At 66.2% G+C, this 6,249-nt stretch carries 5 protein-coding genes; 3 read left to right on the top strand and 2 right to left on the bottom strand.

Going from position 1 to position 6,249, the window contains the following annotated elements:
• Both BMX43_RS18785 and ilvD read right to left on the bottom strand, forming a co-directional pair.
• Positions 1-821: class I SAM-dependent methyltransferase (locus BMX43_RS18785; RefSeq protein WP_139201633.1), on the bottom strand; the 821-nt coding region annotated here is incomplete at its 3' end.
• A 129-nt stretch (positions 822-950) separates the two neighbouring features.
• Complete coding sequence (gene ilvD, locus BMX43_RS18780) at positions 951-2,789, bottom strand: dihydroxy-acid dehydratase (RefSeq protein WP_091303684.1); 1,839 nt, start codon at positions 2,787-2,789, stop codon at positions 951-953.
• A gap of 170 nt (positions 2,790-2,959) precedes the next feature.
• Between ilvD and BMX43_RS18775 the strand changes: the two genes are divergently transcribed.
• The 3 genes from BMX43_RS18775 to kdsA all read left to right on the top strand — a co-directional run bounded on the left by BMX43_RS18775 (position 2,960) and on the right by kdsA (position 6,248).
• Positions 2,960-4,342, top strand: coding sequence for a phosphohexomutase domain-containing protein (locus BMX43_RS18775; RefSeq protein WP_091303678.1), 1,383 nt, complete (start codon positions 2,960-2,962; stop codon positions 4,340-4,342).
• A 63-nt stretch (positions 4,343-4,405) separates the two neighbouring features.
• Positions 4,406-5,380, top strand: a complete 975-nt coding sequence (locus tag BMX43_RS18770) for a KpsF/GutQ family sugar-phosphate isomerase (protein WP_091303677.1) — start codon at positions 4,406-4,408, stop codon at positions 5,378-5,380.
• Between the two features lie 10 nt (positions 5,381-5,390).
• The gene (kdsA, locus tag BMX43_RS18765) at positions 5,391-6,248 is read left to right on the top strand and encodes a 3-deoxy-8-phosphooctulonate synthase (protein ID WP_091303676.1); all 858 of its coding nucleotides are present in this window, start codon (positions 5,391-5,393) and stop codon (positions 6,246-6,248) included.
• Position 6,249 lies beyond the last annotated feature (1 nt).

Here is a 6,249-nt window from a genome sequence, read left to right as displayed (position 1 = left end):
GTCTCGCGCGAGTCGGCCAGATCCTGCTCCAGCCGTGCGGCGTGTTCCAAGGCATGGTCACGCGCCGCTTCGGCTTCGGCGAGGGCCGCCGCGCGAGCTTGCAGCGCTGTGTTCTGGATAAAATCTGCGATATCTTCCGCCGTTCCAGAGGCCGCTTCCCAGCCCAGAGCCCGGGCCAGACGCACCAGTTCCCGGCGGGCCGGATCGGCCCGCAAATGCAGGACAGGCCAGTCCGGGTCAGAAAGATCCCGCGTTTCGACCTGAAAACCGCGATCTACGAGCCAGTTTTCCAGATGAGCCCGGTTGACTGCCTCCTCGTAGCAGACATCTTCGCCACAGCGCAACTCCAGCAGGTCAACGACCGCCAACCCGCCCTCGGCTTCTAAGGCTTTCAGTGCGCTGAATTCCGAACCCGGCGCGTCAAAGACGAGCTGCACCGGGTGTTCTGCCAAGGCGATCTTCTGCATCAGTTCGGACGGTGAAAGCAGCGATATCTCCTGTCGTTCCAGCAACTGAAGCCCCGGAAACAGTTCCTTCAGGGCTGGCGCCGGACTGTGCAGGCTGCTCAGAGAGGGCAGGTTCATCACCTGCAATTCGGCCTTGCCGGTCTCGCCGGTAAACCCAGCGGTCAGAATCTCGACATCTTCCAGCCCATGGCAGTTTCGCACGAGCGTAGCTGCCAGACTTTCGTTCGGTTCGATCAGGATGATCCTGGTCGCGCCAGCGGCCCTGAACTCTTCCAGCCTCGCACCGCGACCTGCCCCGATGTGCAATACGGTGCGGAAAGCGGAGGACGGGGGCGAGGACTGAGAAATGTGCATGTCACTCTCTTGAATAGCAGAAACAATGGGATGACCTCCGGCGGGGGCATGTCCTAGATGACCTTATGAAAGGTTGCCTGCCCTGTCACAGGCTTTTTGTCTTGGATTATCGCCCCCGTGCCTCAGATCTTATTCCGGCAGAACCCGCACCGCGCCCTTGTCGGCCGAGGCGGCGAATTGCGCATAAACCTTCAGCGCGGTCGAGATCTGGCGCTTGCGCGGGGCGGCGGGTTTCCAGCCCTTGGCATCCTGTTCCACCCGCCGCGCGGCCAGTTCGGCCTCGGGCACCGCCAGATGGATGGTGCGGTTTGGAATGTCGATCTCGATCCGGTCACCTTCGCGCACCAGACCGATGGTGCCGCCTGCCGCCGCCTCGGGCGAGGCATGGCCGATGGAAAGCCCCGAAGTGCCGCCCGAGAAGCGCCCGTCGGTGATCAGGGCGCAGGCTTTGCCCAACCCTTTCGATTTCAGATAGGAGGTCGGATACAGCATCTCCTGCATCCCCGGCCCGCCTTTCGGCCCTTCATAGCGGATCACCACGATATCGCCCGCCACGACCCCGCCGTTCAGGATGCCGTAAACGGCGGCATCCTGGCTTTCGAACACCTTGGCGGTGCCGGTGAAGACGAGGATCGACTCGTCCACCCCGGCGGTTTTCACGATGCAGCCATCGGGGGCGATATTGCCCTTCAGCACCGCCAGCCCGCCATCCTTGGAAAACGGCGTTTCAGCCGAGCGGATCACGCCATGCGTGCGGTCGGTATCCAGATCCGGCCATTGCGCCGATTGGCTGAAGGCAACCTGCGTCGGCACACCACCGGGGGCAGCGAGGAACAGGGCGCGCGCCTCGGGGTTGTTCGATTTGGCGATATCCCACTGGTCGATCGCGGCACCGAGGGTCGGCGCGTGAACCGTGGGGCAATCGCGCGCGATCAGGCCCGCGCGGTCCAGCTCGCCCAGAATGGCCATGATGCCACCGGCGCGGTGCACGTCTTCCATATGCACATCGGCCTTGTTGGGCGCCACCTTGCACAGGCAGGGCACGCGGCGCGACAGCGCGTCGATGTCATCCATGGTGAAATCGACGCCGCCTTCCTGCGCCAGCGCCAGAATATGCAGAACCGTGTTGGTCGATCCGCCCATGGCGATATCCAGCGCCATGGCGTTTTCAAACGCGGCCTTGTTCATCACATTGCGCGGCAGCACCGAGGCGTCGTCCTGTTCATACCAGCGGCGGGTGATGTCGAGGATGCGGCGCCCGGATTCGAGGAACAGCCCCTTGCGGAAGGCATGGGTCGCCAGCGTCGAGCCATTGCCCGGCAGCGCCACACCCAACGCCTCGGCCAGACAGTTCATCGAATTGGCGGTGAACATGCCGCTGCAAGACCCGCAGGTCGGGCAGGCATTCTGCTCGATCGCCGCCAGATCGGCATCCGACACTTTGTCATCCGCAGCCGCCACCATGGCGTCCACAAGGTCCATCGCCACGGTGCGCCCGTCGCCCAGCGTGACCTTGCCCGCCTCCATCGGCCCGCCCGAGACGAAGATCGCCGGGATGTTCAGCCGCATGGCGGCCATCAGCATGCCGGGGGTGATCTTGTCGCAGTTGGAAATGCACACCATCGCATCGGCGCAATGGGCATTGACCATATATTCCACGCTGTCGGCGATCAGCTCGCGCGAGGGCAGGGAATAGAGCATGCCGTCATGGCCCATGGCGATGCCGTCATCCACCGCGATGGTGTTGAACTCCTTGGCGATGCCGCCTGCCGCCTCGACCTCGCGCGCGACCATCTGGCCGAGATCCTTCAGGTGCACATGGCCCGGCACGAACTGGGTGAACGAATTGACGATGGCGATGATCGGCTTGCCGAAATCGCTGTCCTTCACGCCGGTCGCACGCCAGAGGCCACGGGCCCCCGCCATGTTGCGGCCATGGGTGGTGGTGCGGGAACGGTATGCGGGCATGGGATCGACTTTCACGGCTGGCTGGTCGGGGCCGATGAGTGCGCTTTTGGCGGGCAAAAATCAACCTGTCCTGCCAGAAAAACGGCAGGCGGCCCGGGTCGGGCCGCCAGAGGTTGAAGCCACATGCTGATCTGCTAAGCCTGAGCCGGTATTTCAGACAGGAGAGGGTCATGGCCCCGAAATTTGGCACGAGTGGTTTGCGCGGTCTGGTGGTGGAGCTGACGCCCGAACTGGTGGCGGACCATGTGCGCGCCTTCATCCGCGCCTGCCCCACCGGAACCGGGCTGTGGGTGGCGCGCGATCTGCGGCCCTCATCGCCCGATCTGGCGGATGTGGTGCTGGAGGCGGCGCGCGGCATGGGGCTGGCCACGGTGGATTGCGGCGATGTGCCGACGCCCGCGCTGGCGCTGGCGGCGATGGGGGCCGGGGCGGCGGCGGTGATGGTCACCGGCAGCCATATTCCCGCCGACCGCAACGGGCTGAAATTCTACCTGCCGGGTGGCGAGATCGCCAAGGCGGACGAGGCGGCGATTCTGGCGGCGCTGGGGCAGGGCGGCGGCACGGGGCAGGGGCCTGCGACGGCAAGTTGCCCCACGGCGGGGGCCGATTGGGTGGCGCGCTATGTCACCGGCTTCGGGCCGCAGGCGCTGGCCGGGCTGAAGATCGGGGTGTGGAGCCACAGCGCCGTCAGCCGCGATCTGCTGCTGGCCACGGTGACCGCCCTGGGCGGCACGGCGGTTGAACTGGGTCGGTCTGACATTTTCATCCCGGTCGATACCGAGGCGGTGGCCCCCGAGGCGCGGGTGGCGATTGCCGGATGGGCGGCGGAATTCGGGCTGGATGCGGTGATCTCCACCGATGGCGATGGCGACCGGCCCTTGCTGGCCGATGCGGCAGGCCGGGTGATCGTGGGCGATGTGCTGGGCCAGATCACCGCCGCCAGCCTTGGCGCCGAGGTGGTGGTGACCCCCGTCAGCTCCAATACCGGGGTCGAGGCGGGCGGCAAGTTTGCCCGGGTGATCCGCACGAAGATCGGCTCGCCTTTCGTGATTGCGGGCATGGAGACGGCGGGCGACGCCAAGGTGGTGGGTTACGAGGCGAATGGCGGTTTCCTGCTGGGCTTCACCGCGCAGGGCCCGGCCGGGCCGCTGCCGCCGCTGGCCACCCGCGACAGCCTGCTGCCGCTGATCGCACCGCTGAGCCTGGCAAAAGCCGCAGGCGGGCTGGCCGCGCTGGTCGCCGCCGAACCCGCCCGCTTTACCGCCGCCGACCGGTTGGAGGGGATCGAGCCCGAGGCGTCGAAAACGTTTCTGGCCATGTTAGAGACGAATCCGGCGCAGCTTGCCGCGTTTTTCGCCCCTCTGGCCGACACGGTTGCCGCGACTGATCGCACCGACGGGCTGCGCTTCACGCTGGGCTCGGGCCGCATCCTGCATATGCGGCCTTCAGGCAATGCGCCGGAATTCCGGCTCTATGTCGAGGCGGAAAGCCCTGAAATCGCCGCGCAGATGCTGGATCAGGGCTTTGCCAGCCTGCGCGCCATGATCGGCTGATTTGCTTTTGCCGGGCGGAGGGCCTATCTGGGCACAGCCTTCCGCCCGATTGAGGAGAGCCGCATGGCCCCGCAGGATACCGCCCCCCTTCCCGCCCGTCTGGCCGCACAGCGCGTGCTGGAGGTGGAGGGCGCGGCGCTGCTGGTGCTGGCGCGCGATCTGCCCGCCGATTTTGCCCCGGCGGTCGATCTGATCCTGGCGACAACCGGGCGGGTGATCGTGTCCGGCATGGGCAAATCGGGCCATGTCGGGCGCAAGATCGCGGCCACGCTGGCCTCCACCGGCACGCCGTCGTTCTTTGTGCATCCGGCCGAGGCGAGCCATGGCGATCTGGGCATGGTAATGCCCGGCGATGTCTGTATCCTGATTTCCAATTCCGGCGAAACCTCGGAACTGGGCGATCTGATCGCCCATTGCGCGCGGTTTTCCATCCCGCTGATCGGCATTTCCAAACGCGCGGACAGCACGCTGATGCGGGCGGCCCGCTTGCGGCTGACCCTGCCCGATCTGCCCGAGGCCTGCGCCATCGGCATGGCCCCCACCACCTCGACCACGCTGACGCTGGCGCTTGGCGATGCGCTGGCGGTGGCCTTGATGGAAAGCCGCAGCTTCCGCCCCGACCAGTTCCGCACCTATCACCCCGGCGGCAAGCTGGGGGCGCGGCTGGCCACGGTGGCGCAGCTGATGCATGGGGCAGAGGCCCTGCCACTGGTGGCCGAAGACGCGCCCATGGCCGAAACCATTCTGGAAATGACCGCGCGCGGCTTTGGCGTGGCGGGTGTCACCGATGCGGCGGGGCGGCTGTCGGGCGTCATCACCGATGGCGACCTGCGGCGCAAGCTGGTGGGCCTGATGGAGCATCGCGCCAGCGAGGTGGCCACCCGCAACCCGGTGACCGCCGCGCCGGAAACCCTTGCCGCCGAGGCGCTGGCGGTGATGAATGCGCGCAAGATCACCGCGCTGTTCGTCGTGGCCCCCGATGGCCGGCCGGTGGGCCTGCTGCATATGCACGACCTGCTGCGCGCGGGCGTCGTCTGAGGAGAAAGACATGACCCAACATATCGTCACCATCGGCGACATCGCGATCGGCGGGCCAAACCCGATTTCGCTGATCACCGGGCCCTGCCAGCTGGAAAGCCTCGATCATGCCCGCATGATGGCCAGCCGCATCGCCGAGGCCTGCGCCCCCACCGGCACGAAGTTCATCTTCAAGGCCAGCTATGACAAGGCCAACCGATCCTCCATCGGCACCGAACGCGGGCTGGGGATGGAAAAGGGGCTGGAAATTCTGGGCCGGATCCGGGACGAATTCGGCGTGCCGGTGCTGACCGATGTGCATGAGCCCTGGCATTGCGCCAAGGCGGCCGAGGTTTGCGACGTGCTGCAGATCCCGGCCTTCCTGTGCCGCCAGACCGATCTGCTGATCGCGGCGGGCGAAACCGGCAAGGCTGTGAACATCAAGAAGGGCCAGTTTCTGGCGCCGTGGGACATGAAGAACGTGGCGGCCAAGGTGGAAAGCACCGGCAATCGCCGCATCCTGCTGTGCGAGCGCGGCACCTCCTTCGGATATAACACGCTGGTCACCGATTTCCGCGGCCTGCCGAAAATGGCCGAAACCGGCTGGCCGGTGGTGTTCGACGCCACCCATTCGGTGCAGCAACCGGGCGGGCTTGGCGGATCGTCGGGCGGGCAGCGCGAATATGTGCCGGTGCTGGCGCGGGCGGCCTGTGCGGTGGGGGTTTCGGCGCTGTTCATCGAAACCCACGAAAACCCCGACCATGCGCCCAGCGACGGGCCGAACATGGTGCCGGTGGATCAGCTTGCCGGGCTGATCGCCAATCTGCGCGCCTTCGATGCGCTGGCAAAGGATTTGCAGGCCGATGGCCTGCGGGCAAAAGGTCTCTGAC

This window comes from Gemmobacter aquatilis, assembly GCF_900110025.1.
Lineage (GTDB): Bacteria > Pseudomonadota > Alphaproteobacteria > Rhodobacterales > Rhodobacteraceae > Gemmobacter > Gemmobacter aquatilis.
The sequence above is the reverse complement of the archived record's forward strand: the minus strand, read 5'-3'. Positions and strand labels throughout refer to the sequence as shown.